Below are 25,547 nucleotides of genomic sequence, written 5' to 3'. Positions count from 1 at the left end.
GACAGCCCGGGGGCCGGGCGGTGCGGGCGGGCCGTCAGGTGCCGGGGCGTCAGCCCCGGACGGTCTGCGGCAGGGGTGCCTGCGCGGCGGCCGCGGCCGCCGCCGGGGCGGACCGGCGGGACGGGACGAGGAGGGCGGCGAGGGCGGCCGCCAGGCAGAAGACGGCGAGCATGGCGAAGCCGTGCGTGTAGCCCGAGGCGTAGGGGCGGCCGGAGGGCTGCAGGTGGCCGGTGACCAGGCCGGACATCAGGGCGGCGCCGATCGAGCCGCCGATGGTGCGGATGTTGGCGTTCATCCCGGTGGCCGCGCCGGTCTGAGCCGCGGGCACGCTCTGCACGACGAGGTTGCTCATCGAGGCGAAGGCCAGCCCGATCCCGAGGCCGAAGACGCCCGCCGCCAGGGCGACCTGCCACTGCTGGCCGTGCCAGGCGGCGAGGATCGCACAGGCGGCCGCGCCGAGGAGGGCGCCGGTGACGAGCTGCGCCTTGGCGGAGAACCGGCCGGCCAGCCGTCCGCTGAGGATGCCGGCGACGAACATGGTGACCAGCATCGGCAGCATCAGGAGCCCGGCGCCGGTGACGCTCGCCCCGAAGCCGTAGCCCGCCGAGGCCGGGGTCTGGGCGAAGCCGGGGAGGAACGCCCAGACCGCGTACATGCCGCCGCCGAAGAGCAGCGCGGCGGTGTTGGTCGTCCGGATGGCCGGCAGGCGCATGATCCGCAGGTCGATCAGCGGGTTGCGGGTGCGGGCCTCGACCACGGCCCAGACGGCGAACAGGGCGACGGCCGCCACCAGCAGCAGGATCACCCGGGCGGAGCCCCAACCCCACTGGGAGGACTGGCTGATGGGCAGCAGCAGGGCCACCAGCCAGCCGGAGAGCAGAACGGAGGAGAGCCAGTTGACGCTGCCCTCGGTGCGGCTCGGGGATTCGGGGACGTAGCGGTGGGCGATCAGCGCGGTGACCGCGACGATGATCACCGGGAACCAGAACAGCCAGCGGTAGTCCAGGGCGCCGACGATCGGTCCGGCCAGCACCATGCCCAGGCCGCTGCCGACCGCGATGACGGCGGACAGGTTGCTGATGCCGGCGGGCACCCGGCCGGCGGGGAACTCGTCGCGGATGATGCCGAAGGAGAGCGGGAACAGTGCGCCGGCGATGCCCTGGATGACCCGGGCGATGATCAGCACGGTGATGTTCGGGGCGAGGGCGGCGACGAGGCAGCCGACCAGGAGGGCGACCAGCGCCCCGACGAGGGTGCGCTTCTTGCCGGCCATGTCCCCGACCCGGCCGAGGATCGGCGTGAAGATCGAGGCGGAGAGCAGGTAGGCGGTCATCACCCAGGTGACGGTGGCCTGCGAGGTGTGCATCGCGTGCTGGACGGTGGGCAGGGCGGGCGTGATCAGCGACTGCAGCAGCGCGTAGACGCCCGCGCCGGTCGCGAGGACGCCGAAGGTGAGGCGGTTGGACTGGCGGTTCATCGAACCTTCTCAGGACTCGGGACGGGACGGAGGCGGGTCGGCAGGCGGGCCGGCGGGCGTGGAGCGGGCAGGAGGCCGGTGCCGGGCACGTGAGGAGCTGGGGACGCTGCCGGACGGCGGCAGGGCGAAGAACGAGCCCCGCTGCTAAAGTCGAGGCATGCCTCCAGATTAGCGGAGGCAATCCTCCGGTTCAACCGGTATCCGGAATGAGGTCCCCGTGTCGGAGCAGATCGTCGTCGGCGAGTTCCTCGCCGCCCAGCGCCCGCGCCGCGCCGACGCCGCGCGCAACTTCGACGCGCTGCTCGCCGCCGCCCGCGAGGCCTTCGCCGAGCACGGCGCCGAGGCCTCGTTGGAGGACATCGCCCGCCGCGCCGGGGTCGGCATCGGCACGCTCTACCGGAACTTCCCCACCCGCAGGCACCTCTTCGAGACGGTCTACGCCAACGAGGTCAACGAACTGAACCTGGTGGCCGAGCAGTTGTCCGCCGAACCGCCGTGGGAGGCGCTGGCCGGCTGGCTGCGCCGGTTCGTCGCCTACACCCTGACCAAGCGCGCGATCCGCGAGGCGCTGGAGGGCGAGGAGACGGACGTCTTCCTGGCCTGCCGCCAGTCGATGTTCGAGGCGGGCACACCGCTGCTCGCGCGCGCGCAGGAGTCCGGCGCGGTGCGGCCGGACATGGGCATCGACGACCTGCTGCGCCTGGTCTCCGGCGTCAGCTCGGTCGCGTTCCCGGACGAGCGGCAGCGCGACCGGGTGCTGGGCATCGCCCTGGACGGTATCCGCGCCAAGCGGTGAGCCCTCCCGCCGACGCGGGCTCCCCACCGTTCCCTGCCGCTGCGACCCCGAGGGTGCCCCGCGCCCGCGGGGTCTCCGCGTTTCCGCCAACAGTGCCTTCCCGATGTCCCGCTGACGACTGATCAGCCGACTCAGGCGCACACGAACCGCCGTCCGTTTCTATTGATGGTTCGTCAGAATCACACAGTTCGTGTGGAACCGGTGAAAGCGACCGGCGCCGTTCGTTCAGCCGGTCCGTGTCCGGCGTTCATCCAGTCACACCTGAGAGGTACCGCGGAGCCGACACCGTCCTCTTTCAGCCAGGTCGTGCGGTGGAAGGACGAGTACCGGCATGAAACATCCCAGATTCCTGATCGTCAGCAGACCGCCCCGCCTCGGCCGCCAGGCCGGGGGGACGGTCTGGCGACTGCTCGGTGCCAACAACCGGCACCTCGGGCAGAGCGGGGAGACCTTCCGGGACGCCGTCGCCTGCCGCGCCGCGATCGAGGAGTACCAGCACCGGCTGGACGAGGGCCGGGCCACCATGTGCTCGACCGGGCAGGGCGGACTCTGGCTCTGGAAGCTGGAACTGGACGGCCGCACCGTGGCCGGCTCGGCGCGCGGCTACCGCCGCCAGCGGGAGTGCCAGTACAACCTGGCCCGCTTCCTGGCCAGCGCCCGCGCCGCGTCCGAGCTGACGCGCACGGGCGCCGTGGCGGCCGCCGCGCAGCCGGGGCCGGTGCCCGCCGGCGGTGCCGGGTGAGCACCGACCAGCTGCGGCTCGGCCCCGACCTGCCGCGCACCCCCGCCGCCAACCCCGGCCTGCCGGACCGCGTCTTCCTGGTCTGGGCCCGTTGCAGCGGCGCGTTCGTGCTGGTGGTGATGCTCGGCGTGGGCGGCTACCTGGCGGTCCGCGCCACCGCCGCGCTGAAGGTCGCCGGGCTGTCCTTCCTGACCACCGAGGGCTGGAACCCGGACGGCGGGCACGGCCAGTTCGGCATCAAGGCGGTGCTCGTCGGCACGGTCATCATCGGCGGCATTGCGGTGGTGCTCGCGGTGCCGCTCGCGCTCGGCAGCGCGCTCTACATCAGCGAGTACGCCCCCCGGAAGCTGCGCCGGACGCTGATCGGCATGGTCGACCTGATGGCCGCGGTGCCCAGCGTGGTCTACGGGGTCTGGGGCTTCGTCCTGCTCCAGTACCAGCTGACCGGCGTGGCCCGCTGGCTCTCCACCTACTTCGGCTGGATCCCGGTCTTCCGGGTCAACAACGTGGACGTGGACGACCCGCTGACGCCGCCGCTGGTCTACACCGCGTCGAGCCTGATGGCGGGCACCGTGGTGGCGTTCATGATCACACCGATCATGTGCTCGATCATGCGCGAGGTGTTCGACCAGGCGCCGGCCGGCGAGCGCGAAGGGGCCTACGCCCTGGGCAGCACCCGCTGGGGCATGATCCGCTCGGTGGTGATCCCGTTCGGCCGCGGCGGCATCATCGGCGGCACCATGCTCGGCCTCGGCCGGGCGCTCGGCGAGACCATCTCGGTCTACCTGATCCTCTCGATGACCTTCGAGGTCCAGCCGCACATCCTGCAGACCGGCGGCAGCGCCGTCGCACCGATGATCGCGCTGCGCTACGGGGACTCCACGCCGTTCTCCATCTCCGCGCTGATGGCCGCCGGGCTGGCGCTCTTCCTGCTGACCCTGGTGGTCAACTTCGCCGCGGCCGCCGTCGTCGCCCGCAGCCGCTCGGGAGCCAGCACATGACGACGACCACTCCCCGCACCACCGTGGTGCGGCGCCCGGCCGTGCCGGTGCTCCAGCACCGCCGCCGCCCGGGCGGCCGCCGGGCCTCCGACCACTACGCCTTCTGGGGCAGCCTGGCCGCCGCGGTGGCGCTCTCCGCCCTGGTCTTCCAGCGGCTCGCCCCGTTCAGCGGCGGCATCGGCTTCGTGGTCTGCACCTGGCTCGCCTTCCTCGGCCTGTACGCCCTGCTGGTCTCCCGCGACGAGGGCCGGCTGGCGGTCCGCGACCGGCTCGCCTCGGCCGTGGTGCACAGCATCGCGGTGCTGCTGCTCAGCGTCCTGCTGTGGACCGTCGGCTACGTGTTCATGCACGGCTTCGACGCACTGCGGCACACCAACTTTTACACCCAGGACCTCTCCGAGGCCGGCCCCTCCGACCCGCTCGGCAAGGGCGGCGCGCTGCACGCGCTGATCGGCACGCTCACCCAGATCACCATCTCGCTGGCCATCACCATCCCGCTGGGGGTGAGCTGCGCCGTCTTCCTCAGCGAGGTGCCGGGCCGGTTCAGCCGGCTGGTGCGCACGCTGGTCGAGGCGATGACCGCGCTGCCCTCCATCCTGGCGGGCCTGTTCATCTACGCGCTGGTGCTCGCCCTCGACAAGCCCCGCTCGGGTCTCGCGGCCGGGGTGGCGCTCTCGGTGATGATGCTGCCGATCCTGATCCGGGCGTCCGACGTGGTGCTGCGCCTCGTCCCCGCCTCGCTGAAGGAGGCCTCGTACGCGCTGGGTTCGAGCCGCTGGCGCACGGTCTGGACGGTCACCCTGCCGAGCGCGCGCTCCGGGCTGGCCACGGCGGTGATCCTCGGGGCGGCCCGCGGGATCGGCGAGACCTCGCCGGTGCTGCTCTGCTCCGGCTACACCAAGAACCTCAACCTCAACCCGCTGGACGGGCCGCAGGCCAGCCTGCCGCTGATGGCCTTCACCCTGGTCAAGTTCCCCTCGCAGTTCCAGGTCACCCGCGCGTTCGGCGCGGCGGCGATGCTGCTCGGCCTGGTGCTGCTGCTGTTCCTGGCCGCCCGCACCCTCGGCGGGCGCGGTCCCGGCGAACTGACCGGGCGCCAGCAGCGGCGCCGCGCCCGGCAGTCCGTCGAGGACCTGCGGCGGATGACCTCGATACCCTCACCCCGGAAGGCGCCCGTGCTCACCCGTACCGTCACCCTGCTGGCCGCGCTCGCGGTGTTCAGCACCTCCCTGCTGCTCGGTGCGGCGCCCCCGGCGGCGGCGGCCGACTACCGGCGGATCAGCGGCGCCGGCTCCACCTGGAGCAGCAACGCCGTCGACTCCTGGGTCAGCAACGTCCGCCAGTACGGCATGACGATCGACTTCGACGCGCAGGGCTCCAGCTACGGACGCAACCAGTTCAAGAACGGCGCGACCGACTTCGCGGTCTCCGAGATCCCCTACGGACTCACCGACGGAGGCCAGTTCGACGCTCCGCCGCCGTGGCCGACGGCCTACCTGCCGATCGTCGCGGGCGGCACGGCCTTCATGTACAACCTGAAGATCAACGGCAAGCGGGTCACCAACCTGCGGCTCTCCGGCGACGTGATAGCCAAGATCTTCACCGGGCAGATCACCCGCTGGAACGACCCCGTCGTGCAGGCCGACAACCCCGGGCTCAAGATGCCGGACGTCGCCGTGCGGCCGGTGGTCCGCTCGGACGGCTCCGGCACCACCGCCCAGCTCACCACCTGGATGAGCAAGCGCCAGCAGTCCACCTGGGACGCGTACTGCGTGAAGTCCCCGCGCCGGACGCCCTGCGGGATGACCTCCTTCTACCCGCTGCTCGCCGGCTCCACCTGGCAGGCACTCGGCACCTCGGTGGCGGTGGCCAACGCGGTCGCCACCGACTCCAACGTGGGCGCGATCACCTACGTCGAGTACTCCTACGCGCTGAACAGCGGCTTCCCGGTCGTCAAGATGCTCAACCAGGCGGGCTACTACACCGAGCCCAACGGCCGCAACGTCTCGGTGGCGCTGGAGAAGGCCCAGATCAACGCGGACCTCACCCAGAACCTCGACGCCGTCTACGACAACAGCCTGCCGAACGCGTACCCGCTCTCCAGCTACAGCTACATGGCCGTGCACACCTCCGAGGTCGGCACCTTCACGGCGGAGAAGGGCCGGACGCTGGCCGCGTTCGGCTACTACTTCCTCTGCGAGGGCCAGAAGCAGGCCGACCAGCTCGGCTACTCGCCGCTGACCAGACAACTGGTGCAGTCCGCCTTCGAGCAGTTCGCCAAGGTGCCCGGCAGTGAGGCCCGCGCCTTCGACGCCGCCCAGTGCAGCAACCCGACCTTCGGTGCCGGGAACACCAACCCGTACGCGGCCGGCGCACCGGCGCCGCAGGACTGCGACAAGAAGGGCGGCGCCGCCCAGTGCGGCACCGGCACCGGCGGTGCGCAGACCCCCACCCAGACCAGCGGCGGCACCACCACCGGTGGCACCACCGGCGGTTCGGGCGGCACCACCGGCGCCGCGACGGGCGGCGCGAGCGGCGGTTCGGGTGGCACCGGCAGCAAGAGCTCCACCGGTGGCACCACCACGGGCGGCTCCACCGGTGCCAAGGGCACGGCCGCGGCGGGCGGCACGGCAGCCGCAGCGGCGGCCGCCGGCGGCGGCGGGAGCACCGCGGCCGGCACCACCGGCGGCGCGGCGGGCGCGGACCCGGCGCTCGGCGGCGGCGCCTCGACCGGGGCGGCCGACGGCGGCGACCCGGCCCTGGGCGGCGGCGACGCGGCCGCCACCGGCGGATCGGGCGGATCAGCCGCCTCGGGCGGCGGCGCACAGCAGGTGAGCGCCGACCCGATGGCCATCGCTGCCGACGCGGGCAGCGGCCTGCGGTACTCGCTGATGGCCGTCGCAGGCGTCCTGCTCGGCGCGGTCATCGTGCTGCCGCCGCTGCTGGCCGGTCGCCCGGCACGGGGATCGAGGGGCCGGGAATGAGACGGAACACCAGCCTGCGGCGGGCGCTGCGCACCGCCGGCGTGCTCACCCTCCTGTTGGCCACGGCGGCGGGTGCGGCGATCTCGACCGGCCCCGCCGGCCCGCCCGCCAGGTTCGCCCCGGTGGCCTCCGCGGCCCCGGAGATCCCGGTCGACCCGATGACCGCGCCCGTCCCGATCGATCTTCCGGCGGCGGTCGGCGGGGCAGCCGGCGGCTCGCCCGCGCCCGCGCCCACCGTGGCCGGGCAGGCGAAGGCCGGGTCCGCGACGACGCCCGCTGCCGCTGCCGCTGCCGCCGTCGCGTCCGCGGCGACCGCGGCGACGGCCTCCGCGCCGCTCGCGGCCCGCGCCCTCACCGCGGAGGCCGCCCCCGGGAGCGACCCGGTGCCGGTCACCGTCCGGGGCACCGACGAGTTCGCCGGCCTGGAGGTGACGGTCACCCAGACCAGCCACCTGGTCAACCAGGTGATCGGCGTCAGCTGGACGGGCGGCCGGCCCACCTCGCCGAGCCCGATGTCCTTCGGCCAGAACTACCTGGAGGTCATGCAGTGCTGGGGTGACCAGGCGGCCGGGCCGGACCGCGAGCAGTGCCAGTACGGCGCGTCCAAGGGCGACAGCCGGGGCGGCGCGTACGTCCCGAGCCGGCAGCTCAACTACGGCCGCACGCTGACCGACCCGGCCGAGACGATCCGGCCTGCGGGCGAGAACCAGAACGTCTACGCGCCGTTCCGGCCGGTGGGCGGCGGCCCGGCGGAGACCGACGGCACCAGCCAGTACTACGACTCCCAGTCGACCAACGAGGTGCCCTACGCGCCGACCCGCGCCGACGGCACCGGACAGCTCTACTTCGAGATCCAGACCGGCATGGAGGCCCCCGGGCTCGGCTGCGGCCAGACCCCGGCAGGCCAGCCGGGGCCGTTCACCGAGGGCCGCTCCTGCTGGCTGGTGATCGTGCCGCGCGGGGACCGCGAGGTGGACGGGCAGGCGCCGACGGGCGACTCCGCCAAGCTCCAGTCCTCACCGCTGAGCGCCACCAACTGGGCCAGGCGCCTGGTCGTCCCGCTGCACTTCGAGCCGGTCGGCCTGTCCTGCCCGATCGGCAGCACGGAGCGGCCCACCAGCGGCAGCGAGCTGGCGGCCGAGACCGTCTGGCGCTGGCAGCCGGTGCTCTGCCGGCAGGCGGGCGGCATCTTCAGCTACACCAGGACCACCGACTCGCTGGCCCGCGGCCGGCTGCGCCAGGGCGACCCGGGGCTGGTCTACGTCGGCTTCCCGCTGGCCAAGGACGACCAGGCGCCCGGCCGCACCCCGGTCTACGCGCCGCTCGCCCTCTCCGGACTCGCCATCTCCTTCGTGGTGGAGAGCCAGTCCTACTCGCTGACGCCGGCCGACATCCGGCAGAAGGACGGCCAGCGCATCCGGGAGATGAACCTGACGCCCCGGCTGGTGGCCAAACTGCTCACCCAGAGCTACCGGTACGCCGTCAACCCGGGTGACCCGGACGTCCCCGCGGGCAACCCGCTGGACCTCACCTCCGACCCGGAGTTCCTCGACCTGAACCCGCAGTTCAAGAACCTGTACTTCCCGTCCCGGATCCCGGACCTGCTGCTGCCGACCGGTGACAGCGACGCCGCGACGCTGGTCTGGCTCTGGCTGCAGAAGGACCCGGAGGCCGCCGCCTTCCTGCGGGGCGAGGCCAGCACGAAGTGGCCGGACGTCGTCAACCCGGCGTTCCTGCGCGACCAGCTGACCCTGCCGATGTCCAACTACCCGAAGCCGGACAGCTACTGCCAGGCCTTCCCGGACGATCCGACCGGCCGGCCCGCCTGGTGCAACCTCGACTCGCACCCGTACGCCAACTCCATGCTGGAGGCCGGCCGTTCGGCAGCCCGTGGCGACACCCTGTCGAAGTCGGTCTGGGACGCCACCACCACCCCCGGCTCGCTCAAGAAGGGGGCCGCGCAGGCCCAGGGCCTGCGCGGCGTGCTGGCACTGACCACCACCGCCCAGGCGGCCAGGTACGGCCTGAGCACCGCCCGGCTGCGCAACGGCAAGGGGGAGTTCGTCGCACCCGACAACGCCTCGATGCTCGCCATGGCGACGTCCGGCACGGCCGTCGCCAGCAGCGGCGTGCCGGTGGTGCTGCCCGAGGCCCAGGTCGCCGGCGGCTACCCGCTCACCAGCATCACCTACGCGGCGACGGTGCCGTCCGCGCTCGACCCGGACAGCGGCAACTCGTACGCCTCGCTGCTGCGTTACGCGATGGGCGACGGCCAGTCCCCGGGCGTCGCGGCAGGCCAGCTGGCCGACGGGTACGTGCCGCTGCCCGAGTCGATGCGGACCGCGGCCCTCACCGCCGCCACCGCGATCGAGAGCGGGGCCGGCAAGCCGGAGCCGACCGCCCCGCCGACTCCGGACGCCTCACCGGCGAGTACACCGACCGCCCCCGACCGGTCGGCCGTCCCGCAGCAGACCACGGCGGCCCAGGCCCCGCCGGCCGGTCCTCCGACCCAGTCGAGCCCCGCGGCGACCGCCGGGCCGGCCACGGCCACCCCCAGGGGCGGTTCGGGTACGGGCACCGGGAGCCGGCCGCAGGAGCCGGCCGCACCGGTCGTACCGGCCGACCCGGCCCCCGCCCCCGCCGCGCCGAGCCCGTCGCCCGCGCACACCCCGGTCACGCTGGTCCCCGCCGCGCCGGCCGCCGCGGTGGCCAGGACGGTGAAGACCGACGTCGGCGCCGCCCGGTACCTGCTGTTCGGCGCGCTGATCGCCGGTGTGCTGGCGGGCGCGGCCGGGCTGCTCGTCCCGCGTCTGGTGCGCAGGCGGCCCTGACCGGCCCCGGCCGCCCGACCCCGCAGACCACCTGACCGACAGACCACCTGCCCGACGGACCACCTGACCGACAGACCACTGCGCAGTACCGATTCACCAGACCAGCACCCACGCATGTGCGCCACACGGCCGGAGACCACCTCCGGCCGTGCTCCGAGAGCTGTCCTCACCCAGGGAAGATCACCATGAAGAGTCTCGCCAAGAGCAACCTCGCGAAGTGCGCGACCGTCGCCGCCGGTCTCGGCCTGATGGTGGCCGGCACCGGTACCGCGCAGGCGGACCCGTCCGGCGCGCCGGTCTACCGTCCGCTCGCGGGCGTCGGCTCGGACACCACCCAGGGCGTCATGAACGCGCTGGCCAACGACATCACCGTCGGCGGCCAGAAGGTGGTCGGCTCCTACAACGCGCTCGGCTCGGCCACCATCGCCACCAAGGACTCGGCCGACTGCCAGGCCGTGGCCCGCCCCAACGGCTCCGGCGCCGGCCGCTCCGCCCTGCTCAGCGAGCTCGGCAAGGGCAAGGGCTGCCTGGACTTCGCCCGCTCCTCCAGCCTGAACCTGGCGGCCAGCACCCCCGGCCTGACCTACGTCCCGTTCGCGGTGGACGGCGTCACCTACGCCGTCAGCGCCGGCAGCTCGCTGCCGCTCGACCTCAGCACCGCCGACCTGCACGCGATCTACAGCTGCGACCCCGGCTACGTCGGCACCGCGCCGAACTACTCCGTCCACCCGCTGCTCCCGCAGGCCGGCTCCGGCACCCGCTCGTTCTGGCTCTCCGTGGTCGGCATCACCGAGGCCGACGTGGTCGCGAACAAGTACCCCTGCGTGAGCGACACCAAGGGCGGCAAGAAGATCGAGGAGCACGACGGCCGCGTGCTGGACACCACCTCGCTGGTGCCGTTCTCGATCGCCCAGTACATCGCGCAGAGCTCCAGCACGATCGCCGACATCCGCGGCACCGCCCAGCTCGGCAACATCAACGGCGTGCCGTCCGTGCTGCTGAACACCGGCGCCCCGGCCACCCGCGACGTCTACAACGTCATCCCGACCAGCAAGGTCGCCACCTCCCCGTGGAGCGACGTCTTCGTCGGCGGCACCTCGCAGATCTGCCAGCGCAGCTCGCTGATCAAGCAGTACGGCTTCGGCGTCAACACGAACTGCGGCGACACCTCGCGCACCACCGGCTGACCTCCGTCCCTCCGTCCGGCTCTCTCCCTTTCTCCCTGAAAGCGAGCACCACCGTGAGCATTCGCATCGCGCGCTCCGTAGCACTCGGCGCGGCCACCCTGCTGGCCGCGGGCAGCATCACCATGATCGGCTCGGTCGCCCAGGCCGCCGACGTGAGCCCTGCCATCGGCACCCTGACGCTCAACCCGGCGACCGGCGCCGACGACGAGCTGATCTCCGTGGTCAGCTCGGGCTCCTGCCCCGGCGGCACCAACCTGCAGACGCTGGTCTTCGGCCAGGGCTTCCCGGCCGACGGCTACGGCGTGACGCCCAACCAGGCGCAGAGCGTCTTCCCGCCCGACGCGCAGGGCCGGCTGACCCTGCCGCTCAGCGACACCATGCGCAGCTTCGCGCAGAAGAACGGCTTCTCCACCCTCGCGGGCAAGTACGAGTTCCGGCTGCGCTGCCGCGCCAAGATCGGCACCACGTACTTCGGTGACTTCGTCGGCGCGGTCTGGTTCACCAGCCCGACCAGCTACACCTCCACCGACCCGAACACGCCGGTCGCGGTGGCCACCAGCACCGCGCTGAGCGTCACCCCGAGCGGCTCGGCCACCGTCGGCGGCGACGTCACGCTGACCGCCAACGTGACCCCGGCCGCGTCCGGCACCGTGCAGTTCCTGGACGGCGCCACCCCGATCGGCGCGCCGGTCGCCGTGACGGCCGGCCTGGCCACCGCCACCACCTCGGGCCTCGCCGAGGGTGCGCACAGCCTGTCGGCCGTGTTCACCTCGACGAACGCGGGCTTCCTCGGCTCGACCTCGTCGGCGGTCGCCTACACCGTCAGCCCGCGCGGCGCCGCCGCGACCACCACCGCACTGGCCGTCACCCCGGCCGGCTCGGCCGTCAAGGGCAGCCCGGTGCAGCTCAGCGCGACCGTCACGGCGGGCGCGGCGGGCACGGTGGAGTTCAAGGACAACGGCGCCGGGATCGGCAGCAAGGCGGTCGCCGCCGGCGCCGCCCAGCTGACGATCGCCGACCTGCCCGAGGGCGACCACTCCTTCACCGCCGCCTTCACCCCGGCCGACCCGGCCGCGTTCGCCGCCTCGGCCTCGGCCGCGGTCGCGTTCACCGTCACCCCCGTGGTGACCCCGCCGAACCCGGGCGGCCCGGGCACGCCCGTCCCGCCGTCCCCGGTCGGCGAGACCATCACCACCACGGTCGCCCCGGGCGCCCTGGTGATCAGCGTGGCCGGCGCCGGCGTCACGCTGCCGCCGCTCACCCTGAACAGCAGCAGCACCCTGTTCAGCACGAACGGCCCGATCCAGACCGTCACCGTCACGGACACCCGCGCGGGTGCGCCGGGCTGGTCGGTCAGCGGCCAGGTCGCGCAGTTCGCCTCGGGCGGCAACGCGATCAACGCGCAGAACCTCGGCTGGGCCCCGAACCTGGTCTCCAAGGGCGACGGCCTCAAGGTCACCCTCGGCGGGCAGGTCAGCCCGGCCAACGCGGTCGAGGCGAACGACAACGGTGCGCTCGGCCTGAAGTCCGCCCGGACGCTGGCCGTCGCGACCGGCCTCGGCACCGCCAAGGTCGGCGCCGACCTGACCCTGCTCGCCCCGACCTCGACGCAGGCCGGGACGTACCAGGGCGTGCTGACCCTCACCGCGATCTGACGCCTGTTCTTCACCGGGATCCCGTCAGTCCGTAACCCGGCGGCCGGACCGTCCAGGCCCAATGTACCCAGCCTGGACGGTCCGGCGGCCGTGCCCCAACTCTCCGTCCCGTAACCGAGGATGACTTCGCGATGCACCGATGGCTCCTGGTACCCGCCCTGCTGGCCCTGCTGCTGCTCGGTGGGCCCGCGTTCGCCGACGACCCGCCGGCCGCCCCGGCGCCCGCGGCCCCGGCCGCCGCGCAGACCTTCGGCATCCAGCCTGCGAGCGAGACCGAGCCGGACACCCGCGGCGCCTTCTCGTACGGGGTCACCCCCGGTGCGATCCTCAAGGACCACGTCGCGGTCCTGAACTACAGCGAGCAGCCGCTCACCCTGCGGGTCTACCCCGCTGACGCCTTCAACACCGACACCGGCGGCTACGACGTGCTGCCGCAGGGCACCGCCTCGACCCTGGCGGGCAGTTGGCTGCGGGCGGCCGCCACCGAACTCACCCTGCCCGCGCGCAGCCGCCAGATCGTCCCGTTCACGCTCGCGGTGCCCGCCGACGCCTCGCCGGGTGACCACCCCGCCGGGATCGTCGCCGCGCTGCGCACGCAGAGCAAGGACGCCAAGGGCAACGCCGTGACGGTCGACCAGCGGGTCGGCGCCCGGGTCAACATCCGGGTCTCCGGCGAGCTGAGGGCCGAGCTGAAGGTGGAGGACGCGCACGCGGTCTACCACCCGAGCCTGAGCCCGCTCTCCAGCGGGCACACCACCATCAGCTACGCCGTCCGCAACACCGGCAACGTCCGGCTGGGCGGCAGGCAGGCCGTCCGGGTCGCCAACGTGTTCGGCACCATCGCGACCGGCGACGCGCCCGCCGACCTGCAGGAACTGCTCCCCGGCAACGTCGTGACCTACAAGCTGGACGTGGCCGGCGCGTACCCGACCCTGTGGTCCACCGCCGGGGTCACCATCGACCCGCTGCCGATCGGCTCCGACAAGGACCCGGCGCTCTCCAGCAGCGTCTCCAAGCACCGGTTCGCCAGCATCCCCTGGGCACTGCTGGCCGTCCTGCTGCCGCTCGCCGCGCTCGGCGGCTGGTGGTGGACGGCCCGCCGCCGGCGGGGCCTGCCCGCCGCCCCGGGCCCCGCGGACGCCGCCGTGCCCGGCCCGCTGCCGGTGGCCGCCGGGGCGCTGCTGCTCGCGGTGCTGGTGCTGTGCCAACTCCCCGCGGCGCCGCAGGCGTACGCCGCCGAGCCGGTCGGCACGCTCTCCTTCGACTACCCGGCCGGCCGGGACGACGACGCGCTCGACCTGCTCAGCTCGGGCCAGTGCCCCGATCCGGCGGCCGACTACCTGGCCGTCCGGATCACCGGCGCGGGGTTCCCGGCCGAGGGCGCGCCGCTGACCGGCACGGTGGCCGCCTCCGTGTACCGGACGGCCGCCAACGGCGGGTACGTGCTGCCGCTGAGCAACACGCTGCGGGTGATCGCCACCCGCAGCGGCTCGGGGCAGCTGAACGGTGCCTACACCATCACCGCGAGCTGCCGCGGCAAGATCAACCCGGCGTCCCGGCGGGACTTCACCGGGGTGCTGACCTTCACCACCCCGACGACCTGGCAGGCCGCCGCGGTCGCTCCCGAGGGCCTGATCCACGCCGCCACGGCGGCCGAACCGGCCTTCGACCCCTCGCCGCCCCCCGTCCGGCCGGCGCCGGTCGCCGCACCCCGGCCGGCCGGCCCCCCGTGGTACTCCCTGCTCGCCATCGGCGCCGGCGCCCTGCTGCTGGGCTGGATCGCCCTGCCGTACGCCCGCCGCCGGCGCGCCCGCCGCCCGGCCCCGGAGGCCGCCGCATGACCGTCACCGAGACTCCCCCCGCCCCGGCCGCCCCTACCCGGGGAACGGCCCCGGCGGCGCCGCCTGCCCCGCCGTCCGGCCGGTCGCGGCTGCTGCCGGACCGCCCGCAGGCGATCGGCGCCGGGCTGGCCATCGTCGCGGCGCTGGTGCTCGGCCTGCTGCTCGACCTCGGCCCCCTCGGCGGCCTGCGGCACCTGCGCGACCACGAGACCGGGTACGCCGAACTCCGGCTGACCCTGGCGATGGGCACGACCCCGGTCGGGCAGCTCGACAAGGACGGCAGGGCCGTGCGGCTCGGCACCCCCGTCGCGCTGCTGGAGATCCCGCAGCTCGGGCTGCGCGAGGTGATCCGGGAGGGCACCACCGGGGGAGTGCTGGCGCGGGGCCCCGGCCACCGCCGGGACACCCCGATGCCGGGCCAGGCCGGGACGAGCGTGCTGCTCGGCCGGCAGGCCGGGTTCGGCGGCCCGTTCGGCGCGCTCGGCAACCTGCGCAACGGCGAGACCTTCACCGTCTCGACCGGCCAGGGCGTCCAGACCTTCCGGGTGATCGGCCTGCGGCGGGCGGGCGACCCGGTGCCGCCCGCGCTCAAGGCCGGGGCGGGGCGCCTCGTCCTGGTCACCGGCCAGGGCCCGAGGTACGCCCCGTCCGGGCTGCTGCTGGTCGACGCCGACCTGGTCGGCGAGGCCGTGCCCGCGGGCGCCCGCCCGCTGAGGACCGGCGCGCTGCCCGCCGCCGAGAAGGCGATGGGCATCGAGGACGCGGCCTGGGTGCCGCTGGTGCTCTGGGGCGAGGGGCTGCTGCTCGCCGCGCTCGCCCTGGCCCTGGCCTGGTCGCGCTGGGGCCGCCGGCAGGCCTGGATCGTCGGGGTGCCGGTGCTGACCGCGCTCGCCCTGGCGGTGGCCGACCAGGTGGCCCGCCTGCTGCCCAACCTGATCTGACCCGAGCCCGACCGACCGTCATCACGAAAGGGGCCGTCCCGTGACCAGTCTCGACACCACGGCCGTACTGCCGCCCGTCCTGCCCACCCCGGCGGGCAGCCTCGATGCCCAGGCCGTCTCCGCCTGGTTCGGCGAGCGCAAGGTGCTCGAACAGGTCTCGCTGGTGATGCCCGCCGGGCAGGTCACCGCGCTGATCGGCCCCTCCGGCTGCGGCAAGTCGACCTTCCTGCGGATCCTCAACCGGATGCACGAGCTGATCCCGGGGGCCACGCTGGCGGGCGAGGTGCTGCTCGACGGTTCCGACATCTACGCCCCCGAGCGCCGGCTCACCGCCGCCCGCCGTGACATCGGCATGGTCTTCCAGAAGCCCAACCCCTTTCCGGCGATGAGCATCTACGACAACGTGGTGGCGGGCCTGAAGCTCACCGGCGTCCGTGCCAGCCGGACGGAGAAGGACCACCTGGTCGAGGAGTGCCTCAGCAAGGCGGGCCTGTGGCGCGAGGTCCAGGACCGGCTCCGCCAGCCGGGCGGCGCGCTCTCCGGCGGCCAGCAGCAGCGTCTGTGCATCGCGCGCTCGCTCGCCGTCCGGCCGAAGGTCCTGCTGATGGACGAGCCGTGTTCGGCCCTCGACCCGACCTCCACCCGCCGGATCGAGCAGACCATCCGCGAACTGGTGCACGAGGTCACCATCGTGATCGTCACCCACAACATGCAGCAGGCCCAGCGGGTCTCCGACCAGTGCGCCTTCTTCCTGGCCGAGCAGGGCACCCCCGGCGGCATCGTCGAACACGGTCCGACCGAGGCGATGTTCACCGCCCCGGTCGACCCGCGGACCTCCGACTACGTCAACGGCCGCTTCGGCTGAGCGCAGTGGCAAGTAGCAAGCGGACGCAGGCGCCGGGCTCCTGGCCCGGCGCCTGCGCCTGCGTTTCCGGTGGGGCCGGTGGGTCCGGTCAGCCGGCCTGCCACCAGCTGGTGCTGTCGGCGGCCAGCAGGACCTGGCCGGAGGACTGCGCGGGCTGCGGTTCGGCCGAGGACAGCAGCAGGGCGCCGAGCCCGCCGCCGGCGATCCGGACCGGCTCACCGGTGGTGTTGACGGTGCAGACCAGCGCGCCCGCCTCGCTGTCGCGGCGGAAGGCGAGCACCCCGGGGGCCAGGTCCAGCCACTCGACCGAACGGCCCGCGCCGAGTGCGGGGTTGCTCCGGCGCACGTGCAGCGCGCTGCGGTACAGCTCCAGCACGGAGCGCGGATCACCGGTCTGCGCCTCGACGCTGAGCTCGGCCCACTCGGCCGGCTGCGGCAGCCAGGCGGGCCCGCCGGGGACGGGGCCGAAACCGTACGGGGCTCCGGTGCCGGACCACGGGAGCGGCACCCGGCAGCCGTCGCGCAGGCCGTGGCCGCCGTCGGAGCGGTGGAACGCCGGGTCCTGGCGGACCTCGTCGGGGATGTCGGTGACCTCGGGGAGGCCGAGCTCCTCGCCCTGGTAGAGGTACGCGGAGCCGGGGAGCGCGAGCATCAGCAGCGCGGCGGCCCGGGCCCGGCGCAGGCCGCGGGCCGGGTCGCCCTCGGCGTAGCGGCTGGCGTGCCGGATGACGTCGTGGTTGGAGAGCGTCCAGGTGGTGGGCGCGTCCACCGCGTGCATGGACGCCAGCGACAGCGCGATCAGCTCGCGCAGCCCGTCGGCGTCCCAGGGGGCGTTCAGGAACTTGAAGTTGAAGGCCTGGTGGAGCTCGCCGGGCCGGACGTAGCGGGCGGTGCGGTCCAGTGTCTTCGTCCAGGCCTCCGCCACCGCGATCCGCTGGCCCGGGTACTCCTCCAGCAGGGTGCGCCACGAGCGGTAGATCTCGTGGACGCCGTCCTGGTCGAAGTACGGGACCAACTGCTCGCCCAGAAGACCGAGTTGCTCGTGGCGGCCGAGGTCGGGCAGGCCCGGTGCCTTGACCAGGCCGTGGGCGACGTCGATCCGGAAGCCGTCCACGCCGAGGTCCAGCCAGAACCGCAGGATCGAGCGGAACTCGTCGCGGACGGCGGTGGAGTCCCAGTTGAGGTCGGGCTGCTGGGGGGCGAACAGGTGCAGGTACCACTCGCCGGGGGTGCCGTCGGGGTCGGTCGTCCTCGTCCAGGCCGGGCCGCCGAACAGCGAGATCCAGTCGTTCGGCGGCTCCTCGCCACCCGGGCCGCGGCCGGGACGGAAGTGGAACCGGGCCCGCAGCGGTGAGCCGGAGCCTTCGCGCAGCGCCTGCAGGAACCACGGGTGCTGGTCCGAGCAGTGGTTGGGGACGACGTCGACGATGACCCGCAGGCCCAGCGCGTGCGCGTCGGTGATCAGCGCGTCCGCGTCGCCGACCGTGCCGTACACCGGGTCGACGGCGCGGTAGTCCGCCACGTCGTAGCCGCCGTCGGCCTGCGGCGAGGTGTAGAACGGCGAGATCCAGAGCGCGTCGACGCCCAGCTCCCGCAGGTAGCCCAGCCGGCTGCGGATGCCGGCCAGGTCGCCGCAGCCGTCGCCGTCGCTGTCCGCGAAGCTCCGCGGGTAGACCTGGTAGATGACGGCGTCCTGCCACCAGTCCGGATGTGTGCGCGCGCGGGCCGGTGCCGTGGTGGGTGCGGTCATCGGAGGGCTCCTCGGGTGGGCGGTGGATGGGTTGACGATCGGTCAGGTTGTCGGCCGGGGCGGCAGCGTCCGCAGGTCCGGCCCCGCCGGCCGGGTGGCGGCCCACTGCTCGTCGCCCCCGCCGTGCGGCCCCGGTTCGGACGTGTACGGCCGAGGGGTCCAGGTGCCGGGCGGGGCCGTCGCGCCCTCGCCCGGGGCGCGCGGGTGAGGCGTGGGACTCGATGCTTCCATCGGGTCCATGACACTGCAAGGCTTTGCTGCAAGTTTCTGAAGATCCTTGCCAATTCGGCCTATTAACTGTTTGACTCTGCACTCGTTACCGCAGTTGACGGTCAGTCCGGCGGATAGACCGGCCGATCCGAGGAGTGTTGTGGCGGAGCAGACAGCAATGGCCGGGCCCGGCGTACAGGGCGACGACGGGGGCTTCTCGCTCCTCGCACCGGAGGGGACCTCGTACCGCGTCGACATCACCGACGGCGTGTTCGCGCCGGACAACCCGCTGCTGGCCGGGTACTGCGAGGGCCGCCGGGTGGTCGCCTTCCTCGGCCCGACCGTGGACCGGCTCTACGGCGAGCAGCTGCGCCGCTACCTGGCGGACCGTCTCGCACCGGGCAGCTGGAGCGTGGTGGCGATCGGCGGCGGCGAGGCACAGAAGACCATGGCGTCGGTCGAGCGGATCTGCGCCGAGGCCAAGGCCGCCGGGCTGGACCGGCGCGGCGTGATGATCGCCGTCGGCGGCGGCGTCACCTGCGACATGGTGGGCTTCGCGGCGGCCGTCTACTGCCGGGGCGTGCGCTACATCAAGGTCAACACCACCCTGGTGGGCCAGGTGGACGTCGGCGTCGGCGTCAAGACCGGTGTGAACGCCCTCGGCACCAAGAACATGCTCGGGTCGTACCACCCGGCGCACGCGTCGATCAACGATCCGGCCTTCCTGCGGTCGCTGCCCGCCCGCCAGATCCGCTGCGGCCTGGGCGAGATCGCCAAGATGGCGATCATCAAGGACGCCCAGCTGTTCCGTGCGCTGGAGGAGTGCCCCGAGGTCTTCCAGCAGCCCTGTCCCGACCCCTCCTGGCTGGCCGCCGCCGACGGCGGCGGACGCGGCGTCGAGGACTACGTGCTGCGCACGTCCATGGAACTGATGATGGCGGAGCTCTGCCCGAACCTCCGCGAGCACGACCTGGCCCGGCTGGTCGACTTCGGGCACACCTTCGGGCCGGTGATCGAGACGGCCAGCGACTACCGGATCGCCCACGGCGAGTCGGTGGCCGTCGACATGGCGATCTCCAGCGAACTCGCCCGGGTGCTCGGCCTGATCAGCGCCGAGGACTGCGAGCGGACCGTCCGCCTGATCTCCCGCCTCGGCCTCCCCGTCCACGACCCGCTGACCTGCACGCCCGAGCTGATGGAGCGGGCCCTGCGGGCCTCCTGGGAGCGGCGCGGGCGCCGGCTGCACCTGGTGGTGCCGGACGGGATCGGCTCGGCGGTCTTCATCGACGACCTGGAGGACATCCCGGCCGCCGCGCTGGAGGAGGCGCTGGACGCCCTGGCCGTCCGCCCCGGTCCGCTCGCCGTCGCCCACTGACCGTCGCCCCGCCGCCGGACGACCCACCCGCCCCGCCCCTGACAGGAGCCGCACCGAGATGAGTCTCGCCGAACCGCCGCCGGCCCGTGGTGTGACCCGCAGCAGGGTGTCCAACCTGCACGAAGGACTGCTCCGAGGGGTGACCGCCGACCACGGCGGAACCGGAACGATCCTCGCCCACCGGGCCTTCCACGGCGAGAGCGCCCCGGCCCCCGTGGCGTTCATCGACCTGGTGGTGCTGCCCCCGCACACCTCGATCGGCCTGCACCGCCACGCCGACGACGAGGAGACCTACGTGATCCTCTCCGGCCGGGGCCGGATGACCCTGGACGGCGAGGAGTTCGCGGTCCGGGCCGGGGACGTCGTCCGCAACCGCGCGTACGGCGAGCACGGCCTCGCCAACGACTCGGACGACGACCTGCAGCTGCTGGTCTTCGAGGTCGGCCCGCTGGGCGGCGCACGGTGACCGGCCCCCGCCAGCTCGAACTGCTGGCCCAGGAGAGCGCCCACCTCGCGCCCGGCGCCTCGGAGGAGTCCGCCCTCGGCCGCCGGGTGTTCGTGGAGGGCAGCGGCGCCGTCCTCACCGACCTCGACGGCAACCAGTACATCGACCTCGCCGCCGGCACCCTCACCCAGTCGCTCGGCCACTGCCACCCCGAGGTGGTCGCGGCGCTCACCGAGCAGGCCGCCCGGCTGTGGAACGTGCACGACTTCGCCACCGCCGACCGCGCCGAGCTGTGCGAGCTGCTCGCCCGCCTGCTGCCCGAACAGCTCGACACCTACGGCTTCTTCTCCACCGGCGCCGAGGTCGTCGAGGCCGCGCTGCGCGCCGTCCAGGCCGTCGCCGAGCCGGGCCGCAACCGGATCGGCGCGCTGCGCCACGGCTTCCACGGCAAGACCCAGGGCGCCCGGATGCTGGTGCACTGGGACATCGGCAACCAGGCCCACGCGGGCAACAGCATCCTCGGCTACTCGCCGTACTGCTACCGCTGCCCGCTCGAACTGGAGTACCCGTCCTGCGGGGTGCGCTGCGCCTCGCTGGTCCGGCGGCACATCACGGAGAAGGCCAACGTGTCGGCGCTGGTCTTCGAGCCGGTGCTCGGCGCGGCCGGGGTCATCGTGCCGCCGCCCGGCTACTGGGAGCAGATCTCCGAGAGCGCGCAGCAGAACGGCGTCATGCTGGTCGCCGACGAGGTGCTCACCGGCGGCGGGCGCACCGGCAGCTTCCTGGCGAGCGAGCAGTTCGGCATCGAACCCGACCTGGTGACCCTCTCCAAGGGCATGGCCTCCGGCTTCCCGTTCGCCGTGCTGGCCGGACGCGAGGAGGTGCTGCGCCACCCGCGCGCGGCCCAGGCCGGCTCCACCGCCTCCACCTACGCCAACAACCCGCTGGGCATCGCCGCGGCGAAGGCCACCCTCCAGGTGGTGGCCCGCGACACCCTGATCGAGAACGTCCGCACCCTCGGCGCACTGCTCGACGACCGGCTGGCCGAGCTCAAGTCCCGCTTCGAGGTGCTCGGCGACGTCCGGGGCATCGGGCTGCTGCACGGGCTGGAGTTCGTCCGCAGCCGCGAGACCCGCGAGCCCGCGCCCGAGATCGCCCGCGCCGTCTACCTCGCCGCCCTCGACCTCGGACTGCGCACCTCGCTCGGCGGCCACATCATCCGCCTCGCCCCGCCGTTCACCATCGACCGGGCCCTCCTGGAGGAGGGCGTCACCCTGCTCGGGCGGGCCCTGGAGCAGGTCACGGAGGCCGGCCGGTGATCGTCGCGGAGAACCTGGTCAAGGAGTTCAAGGTCTACGAGCGCAGGCCCGGCCTGCTCGGCAGCCTCAGTACCCTGTTCAGCCGGGAGCACCGGCTGGTGCGCGCCGTCTCCGGGGTCTCCTTCACGATCCCGGCCGGTGCCAAGGCCGCCTACATCGGCGCCAACGGCGCCGGCAAGTCCACCACCGTCAAGATGCTGACCGGCGTCATGAACCCGACCTCGGGCCGCTGCCTGGTGGCGGGCCTCGAACCCTACCGGGAGCGGCGGCGCAACGCCGCCAACATCGGCGTGGTGTTCGGCCAGCGCAGCCAGCTCTGGTGGGACCTGCCGGTGCCGGACTCCTTCCGGATCCTGCGCCGCATCCATGAGATCCCCGACCCGGTCTACCGGCGCAACATGGCGCTCTACCGCGACCTGCTCGACCTCGACGCCCTCGGCAGCACCCCCGTACGGCAGTTGAGCCTCGGCCAGCGGATGCGCGCCGAGGTGGCCGCCAGCCTGCTGCACGACCCCTCGGTGGTGTTCCTGGACGAGCCGACCGTCGGCCTCGACCTGGTGCTGAAGGAGGCCGTCCGCGAACTCGTCAACCACGTCAACGCGGAACTCGGCACCACCGTCATGCTCACCAGCCACGACATCGGCGACATCACCGCGATCTGCGACCAGGTCCTGGTGGTCAACCGGGGCGAGGTCGTGCACCAGGGCACCATGCACGAGCTGCTGCGCACCGCCGACACCCGGGCGGTCGTCTTCGAGCACCAGGGCGAGCCCGCCCCGGCGCAGGCGATCGCACTCATCGAGGCCCGGCTGCCCGGTGTGAGCGCCCGGCCGGCCGAGGGCGGCCGGATCAGGGTCGAGTACCCGGCCCGCGAGTGGTCCGCCCGGCAGGTGATGGGCTTCCTGCTGGAGCACTTCGACCTGACCGACTGCGTCGCCCCGGAACCCGACCTGGAGACGGTGCTGCGCCGGATCTACACCGGCCGCACCGAACCCCGGGAGGCGCTGGTATGACGGCCGTCGCCGCGCAGCGCCGCCACACTCCGCTCACCGCGCTCCGCCGCTACACCCCGTTCGCCTCCGCCAGCCTGCAGAGCCTGCTGCAGTACCGCTCGACCTTCCTGATCAACGCCGTCACCGCGACCACCGCCGTCGGCCTGCAGGTCTTCCTGTGGCGCGCCGTGTACGCGGGCCGCAGCGGCGGCCTGCCCGGCGGGTACGACCTGCCCGGGCTGACCACGTACGTGCTGCTGGCCCAGATGCTGGCGCTGCTCCAGGCCAGCCGGGTGGACGAGGAGGTGGCCGGGGAGGTCCAGCGCGGGGACATCGCGGTCTCGCTGCTGCGCCCGGTCAACTACCCGCTGTCCCGGTTCGCCGCCGGCCTGCCGGTCTCGCTGGCCAACGCCGGCATGGTCGCCGTCCCGGTGGTGCTGCTGTACGCGCTGCTGCTGCCGCTGACCGCGCCGACCTGGGCGGGCGCGGCGCTGTTCGTGCTCTCCGCCGGGTTCTCGCTGGTGATCGGGTTCGGGGTGAACCTGCTGGTCGGCCTGGCCGGGTTCCTCACCACCAACATCTGGGGCATCCGGATCGTCAAGGACAGCGTGGTCGCGTTCTTCGCCGGCCAGGTCGTGCCGCTCGCGCTGATGCCCGGGCCGCTGGCCGCCGTCGCGCACGCGCTGCCGTTCCAGGGGCTGGTCGACGGACCGCTGCGGCTGCTGCTCGGCCACTACCGGGGCCCCGCCGAGGCCGTCGGGATCCTGGCCGGCCAGGCCGCCTGGGCCGTGATCCTGATCGCGCTGGCGGCCGTCGCCTGGCGCGGCGCCGTCCGCCGGGTGGAGGTGCTGGGCGGATGAGCCTGTTCACCACCACGGCCCGCTACACCCGGCTGACCTGGCACCTGAGCGCCGTCAGCCTGCACCGGCTGACCGAGTACCGGATGGACTTCGTGCTCGGCGCGGGCGGCCTGCTGCTCCGCGTCGGCGGCCAGCTCGCCGTCGTCGGGATGGTGTTCCGGCAGGTCCCGGTGATCGCGGGGTGGAACTTCCACCAGGTGCTGTTCCTGCTGGGGTTCTCCCTGCTCCCGCGCGGCCTGGACCGGCTGTTCACCGACCAGCTGTGGATCCTGGCCCGGCGGCTGGTGCAGTCCGGCGAGTTCTACCGGTACCTGATCCGGCCGGTCCACCCGCTGTTCGCCCTGCTGTCCGAGCGCTTCCTCTACCCGGACGGCTTCGGGGAGCTCGTCACCGGCGTGGCCATCGTCTGCTACGCCGCCGACCAGCTGGACCTCGGCCTGAGCATCGGCCAACTGCTGCTCCTCCCGCTGCTGGTGCTGTGCGGCGCGCTGATCCTCGCCTCGATCAAGACCGCGTTCGCCGCCCTGTCCTTCTGGACCACCAACAGCTTCCCGGCCCTGTACGCGGCCAACCAGCTGGGCGACTTCTCCGGCTACCCCCTCGACCTGTACCACCCGTCCCTCCGGTGGCTGCTCACCTGGCTGCTGCCCTACGCCTTCACCGCCTACGCCCCCGCGTCCTACCTGCTCTTCGGGCGGACGGACCTGCTGATCTGGCTGCCGGTGGTGACCGCCGCCCTGGCGGCACTCGCCCTGCTGGTGTGGCACCGGGGCGTCGACCGCTACGAGATGACCGGGAGCTGAACATGGACACCCTGCTGCTCGGCAGCCTTCCGCAGGCCACGGTCGAACTCCTGCGCCGGTCCTCCTGGATCGACGAGACCGGCCGCCGTGCCGGACAGTTCGAACTCCTCGACCAGGCCACGCTGGAGAGCGTCCGCCTGCTGATCGTCGCCCCCGCCGGCGAGAGCACGGGCCGCTGGTTCGTGCCCGTCATGGACGACGACCCCGGCCGGGGCGCCGACCGCACCCCCGAGTACGACCGGCTGGTCGTCCGGGCCCTGCGGGACGGGCTGCGCCTGCCCACCCTGCGCGGCAACCTGATCGAGTTCCGCGGCGACCCCGCCGAGTACCGCGGGCAACTGCCGTTCGACCCGGGCTGGTCCTCCAACGCGCTCTCCCTGCTCGACCTCGGCGGCGCAGCGCACGCCCACAAGACGTACCGGCGGATCGGCGTCGGCACCCGCGAGCCCGAACTGCTGCGCCTGATGGCGGCCGGCGGCCGGACCCAGCAGCCGGCCGGCGACTACGCCTACGTGGAGGCGGCCACCGGCCGGCGGGAGCCGCTCGGCGTGCTCTACCGCTACGCCGACGGGGACGGCCTCAACGTGCCGCTCAGCACCGGGATCCGGGCGATGTGGCCGCTGCTGCACGCCGGGGCCGGCCCGGAGAGCGCCGTCGCCGACTCGCAGCGGGCGCTGGCCGCACCGCTGCGCGAGGCCGGCCGGTTCCTGCGCGAGTTCCACCGCGAACTGGCCGAACGGCTCGGCCCGCACCCGGAGTTCCCGGCGAACGACTTCCTGGCCGAGACCGCCGGTCGGACGGCCGCGCTGCGCCCGCTCATCCTCGACGACGACCGCTACCCCGGAGCCGTCCGGCAGGCCGCCGTCGCCGGCCTCGACCGCGAGCTGGCGCAGATCGCCGCCCTGCCGGCGCAGCCCTGGCCGGCCGGCCCCTGCCACGGCGACCTGCACCTGTCCCACCTGCTGCGCCGCGAGCGTCCGGACGGCAGCTGGGAGCTGTGCGTCATCGACCTCTCCACCCCGGACACCGACCCGGCCGACCCGTCCACCGCGCAGTCGCCGTGGCAGGACCTCGCCGCCCTGCAGCGCGGCCTGGAGATCTTCACCGCCGACGAGTTCGCCGACCACGCGGCGCAGGCGCTCGGCACGGACGCCGACGACACCTGCCGCACGGCGCTGCTGCTCGCCGCCGGCGCGGACCCGGACACCCCCGGCTGGACCTCCGGGAAGATCGCCGAGCTGGCCCGGCTCGGGGCCGCCGCCCGGCTCTGGGCGGCCCGCACCGGCGAGCTGCTGATCACCGAGGGCCGGCCGCTGGCCGGCCACCCCGCCTGGCGGCTGCTGCGGCTGCGCCGGCTCATCCACGAACTCGACTACGCGTATGCCCACGACCGCGCCTACCACGCGGCGATCAACCTGCGGCACGCCGTGGAGGCTGCCGGCCTGCCGGCCACCAGGGCGAAGGACTGACACC

General features: G+C 73.6%; 19 protein-coding genes. 17 read left to right on the top strand and 2 right to left on the bottom strand.

Annotated elements, in window-relative coordinates; all coding sequences use genetic code 11:
- Positions 1 to 49 precede the first annotated feature (49 nt).
- On the bottom strand, positions 50 to 1,477 hold the full coding sequence (locus ACFUK0_RS20905) for an MFS transporter (RefSeq protein ID WP_380252302.1): 1,428 nt from the start codon (positions 1,475 to 1,477) through the stop codon (positions 50 to 52).
- A 217-nt stretch (positions 1,478 to 1,694) separates the two neighbouring features.
- On the opposite strand from ACFUK0_RS20905, the gene ACFUK0_RS20900 reads away from it, so the two are divergent.
- The 10 genes from ACFUK0_RS20900 to ACFUK0_RS20855 all read left to right on the top strand — a co-directional run bounded on the left by ACFUK0_RS20900 (position 1,695) and on the right by ACFUK0_RS20855 (position 16,320).
- Positions 1,695 to 2,273: a TetR/AcrR family transcriptional regulator gene (locus ACFUK0_RS20900; protein ID WP_380252300.1), complete on the top strand. Its 579-nt coding sequence runs from the start codon at positions 1,695 to 1,697 to the stop codon at positions 2,271 to 2,273.
- A gap of 331 nt (positions 2,274 to 2,604) precedes the next feature.
- The gene (locus ACFUK0_RS20895) at positions 2,605 to 3,015 is read left to right on the top strand and encodes a hypothetical protein (RefSeq protein WP_380252298.1); all 411 of its coding nucleotides are present in this window, start codon (positions 2,605 to 2,607) and stop codon (positions 3,013 to 3,015) included.
- The gene (gene pstC, locus ACFUK0_RS20890; protein WP_380252296.1) at positions 3,012 to 4,016 is read left to right on the top strand and encodes a phosphate ABC transporter permease subunit PstC; all 1,005 of its coding nucleotides are present in this window, start codon (positions 3,012 to 3,014) and stop codon (positions 4,014 to 4,016) included. Before ACFUK0_RS20895 ends, pstC begins: the two co-directional genes overlap by 4 nt.
- Entirely contained in the window at positions 4,013 to 7,000 is a 2,988-nt protein-coding gene (gene pstA / locus ACFUK0_RS20885) for a phosphate ABC transporter permease PstA (RefSeq protein WP_380252294.1), read from the top strand. Before pstC ends, pstA begins: the two co-directional genes overlap by 4 nt.
- Positions 6,997 to 9,831 carry a hypothetical protein gene (locus tag ACFUK0_RS20880; RefSeq protein WP_380252293.1) on the top strand — a complete coding sequence of 945 codons (2,835 nt, stop codon included), beginning with the start codon at positions 6,997 to 6,999 and terminating at the stop codon, positions 9,829 to 9,831. Before pstA ends, ACFUK0_RS20880 begins: the two co-directional genes overlap by 4 nt.
- A 185-nt stretch (positions 9,832 to 10,016) precedes the next feature.
- On the top strand, positions 10,017 to 11,018 hold the full coding sequence (locus ACFUK0_RS20875; protein ID WP_380252292.1) for a hypothetical protein: 1,002 nt from the start codon (positions 10,017 to 10,019) through the stop codon (positions 11,016 to 11,018).
- Positions 11,019 to 11,071: 53 nt separating this feature from the next.
- Positions 11,072 to 12,673 (top strand): Ig-like domain repeat protein, encoded by a 1,602-nt coding sequence (locus ACFUK0_RS20870; protein ID WP_380252291.1) that lies wholly within the window; start codon positions 11,072 to 11,074, stop codon positions 12,671 to 12,673.
- Positions 12,674 to 12,804: 131 nt separating this feature from the next.
- On the top strand, positions 12,805 to 14,514 hold the full coding sequence (locus ACFUK0_RS20865; RefSeq protein WP_380252290.1) for a hypothetical protein: 1,710 nt from the start codon (positions 12,805 to 12,807) through the stop codon (positions 14,512 to 14,514).
- On the top strand, positions 14,511 to 15,455 hold the full coding sequence (locus ACFUK0_RS20860; RefSeq protein ID WP_380252289.1) for a sortase: 945 nt from the start codon (positions 14,511 to 14,513) through the stop codon (positions 15,453 to 15,455). The genes ACFUK0_RS20865 and ACFUK0_RS20860 overlap by 4 nt, the downstream gene beginning before the upstream one ends.
- A gap of 79 nt (positions 15,456 to 15,534) precedes the next feature.
- Complete coding sequence (locus tag ACFUK0_RS20855) at positions 15,535 to 16,320, top strand: phosphate ABC transporter ATP-binding protein (protein WP_380252304.1); 786 nt, start codon at positions 15,535 to 15,537, stop codon at positions 16,318 to 16,320.
- A gap of 88 nt (positions 16,321 to 16,408) precedes the next feature.
- Here ACFUK0_RS20855 and ACFUK0_RS20850 read toward each other — a convergent pair whose 3' ends face one another.
- Positions 16,409 to 18,070, bottom strand: a complete 1,662-nt coding sequence (locus tag ACFUK0_RS20850; protein ID WP_380252288.1) for a glycoside hydrolase family 13 protein — start codon at positions 18,068 to 18,070, stop codon at positions 16,409 to 16,411.
- 370 nt (positions 18,071 to 18,440) lie between these two features.
- On the opposite strand from ACFUK0_RS20850, the gene ACFUK0_RS20845 reads away from it, so the two are divergent.
- The 7 genes from ACFUK0_RS20845 to ACFUK0_RS20815 are packed head-to-tail and all read left to right on the top strand — an operon-like array spanning position 18,441 to position 25,543.
- Positions 18,441 to 19,655, top strand: coding sequence for a sedoheptulose 7-phosphate cyclase (locus ACFUK0_RS20845; RefSeq protein ID WP_380252287.1), 1,215 nt, complete (start codon positions 18,441 to 18,443; stop codon positions 19,653 to 19,655).
- A gap of 58 nt (positions 19,656 to 19,713) precedes the next feature.
- On the top strand, positions 19,714 to 20,121 hold the full coding sequence (locus tag ACFUK0_RS20840; RefSeq protein WP_380252286.1) for a cupin domain-containing protein: 408 nt from the start codon (positions 19,714 to 19,716) through the stop codon (positions 20,119 to 20,121).
- Positions 20,118 to 21,419 carry an aspartate aminotransferase family protein gene (locus ACFUK0_RS20835; protein ID WP_380252285.1) on the top strand — a complete coding sequence of 434 codons (1,302 nt, stop codon included), beginning with the start codon at positions 20,118 to 20,120 and terminating at the stop codon, positions 21,417 to 21,419. The genes ACFUK0_RS20840 and ACFUK0_RS20835 overlap by 4 nt, the downstream gene beginning before the upstream one ends.
- On the top strand, positions 21,416 to 22,432 hold the full coding sequence (locus ACFUK0_RS20830; RefSeq protein WP_380252284.1) for an ATP-binding cassette domain-containing protein: 1,017 nt from the start codon (positions 21,416 to 21,418) through the stop codon (positions 22,430 to 22,432). Before ACFUK0_RS20835 ends, ACFUK0_RS20830 begins: the two co-directional genes overlap by 4 nt.
- Positions 22,429 to 23,271, top strand: coding sequence for an ABC transporter permease (locus tag ACFUK0_RS20825; protein ID WP_380252283.1), 843 nt, complete (start codon positions 22,429 to 22,431; stop codon positions 23,269 to 23,271). The genes ACFUK0_RS20830 and ACFUK0_RS20825 overlap by 4 nt, the downstream gene beginning before the upstream one ends.
- Positions 23,268 to 24,074, top strand: a complete 807-nt coding sequence (locus ACFUK0_RS20820) for an ABC transporter permease (protein ID WP_380252282.1) — start codon at positions 23,268 to 23,270, stop codon at positions 24,072 to 24,074. The genes ACFUK0_RS20825 and ACFUK0_RS20820 overlap by 4 nt, the downstream gene beginning before the upstream one ends.
- A 2-nt stretch (positions 24,075 to 24,076) precedes the next feature.
- The gene (locus tag ACFUK0_RS20815) at positions 24,077 to 25,543 is read left to right on the top strand and encodes a phosphotransferase (RefSeq protein WP_380252281.1); all 1,467 of its coding nucleotides are present in this window, start codon (positions 24,077 to 24,079) and stop codon (positions 25,541 to 25,543) included.
- The last annotated feature ends 4 nt before the right edge of the window (positions 25,544 to 25,547 follow it).

Source organism: Kitasatospora sp. NPDC057223 (assembly GCF_042669755.1).
GTDB lineage: Bacteria > Actinomycetota > Actinomycetes > Streptomycetales > Streptomycetaceae > Kitasatospora.
Note: the sequence above shows the minus strand (reverse complement) of the source record. Positions and strands in the feature narration are given on the sequence as shown.

What these genes read in the sequence shown, in the direction of transcription:
- ACFUK0_RS20815 (WP_380252281.1), top strand. Translation starts at nt 24,077, where the DNA reads ATGGACACCCTGCTGCTCGGCAGCCTTCCGCAGGCCACGGTCGAACTC.
- ACFUK0_RS20880 (WP_380252293.1), top strand. Translation starts at nt 6,997, where the DNA reads ATGAGACGGAACACCAGCCTGCGGCGGGCGCTGCGCACCGCCGGCGTG.
- pstA (WP_380252294.1), top strand. Translation starts at nt 4,013, where the DNA reads ATGACGACGACCACTCCCCGCACCACCGTGGTGCGGCGCCCGGCCGTG.
- ACFUK0_RS20865 (WP_380252290.1), top strand. Translation starts at nt 12,805, where the DNA reads ATGCACCGATGGCTCCTGGTACCCGCCCTGCTGGCCCTGCTGCTGCTC.
- ACFUK0_RS20905 (WP_380252302.1), bottom strand. Translation starts at nt 1,477, where the DNA reads ATGAACCGCCAGTCCAACCGCCTCACCTTCGGCGTCCTCGCGACCGGC.
- ACFUK0_RS20860 (WP_380252289.1), top strand. Translation starts at nt 14,511, where the DNA reads ATGACCGTCACCGAGACTCCCCCCGCCCCGGCCGCCCCTACCCGGGGA.
- ACFUK0_RS20850 (WP_380252288.1), bottom strand. Translation starts at nt 18,070, where the DNA reads ATGACCGCACCCACCACGGCACCGGCCCGCGCGCGCACACATCCGGAC.
- ACFUK0_RS20820 (WP_380252282.1), top strand. Translation starts at nt 23,268, where the DNA reads ATGAGCCTGTTCACCACCACGGCCCGCTACACCCGGCTGACCTGGCAC.
- ACFUK0_RS20875 (WP_380252292.1), top strand. Translation starts at nt 10,017, where the DNA reads ATGAAGAGTCTCGCCAAGAGCAACCTCGCGAAGTGCGCGACCGTCGCC.
- ACFUK0_RS20825 (WP_380252283.1), top strand. Translation starts at nt 22,429, where the DNA reads ATGACGGCCGTCGCCGCGCAGCGCCGCCACACTCCGCTCACCGCGCTC.
- ACFUK0_RS20895 (WP_380252298.1), top strand. Translation starts at nt 2,605, where the DNA reads ATGAAACATCCCAGATTCCTGATCGTCAGCAGACCGCCCCGCCTCGGC.
- ACFUK0_RS20840 (WP_380252286.1), top strand. Translation starts at nt 19,714, where the DNA reads ATGAGTCTCGCCGAACCGCCGCCGGCCCGTGGTGTGACCCGCAGCAGG.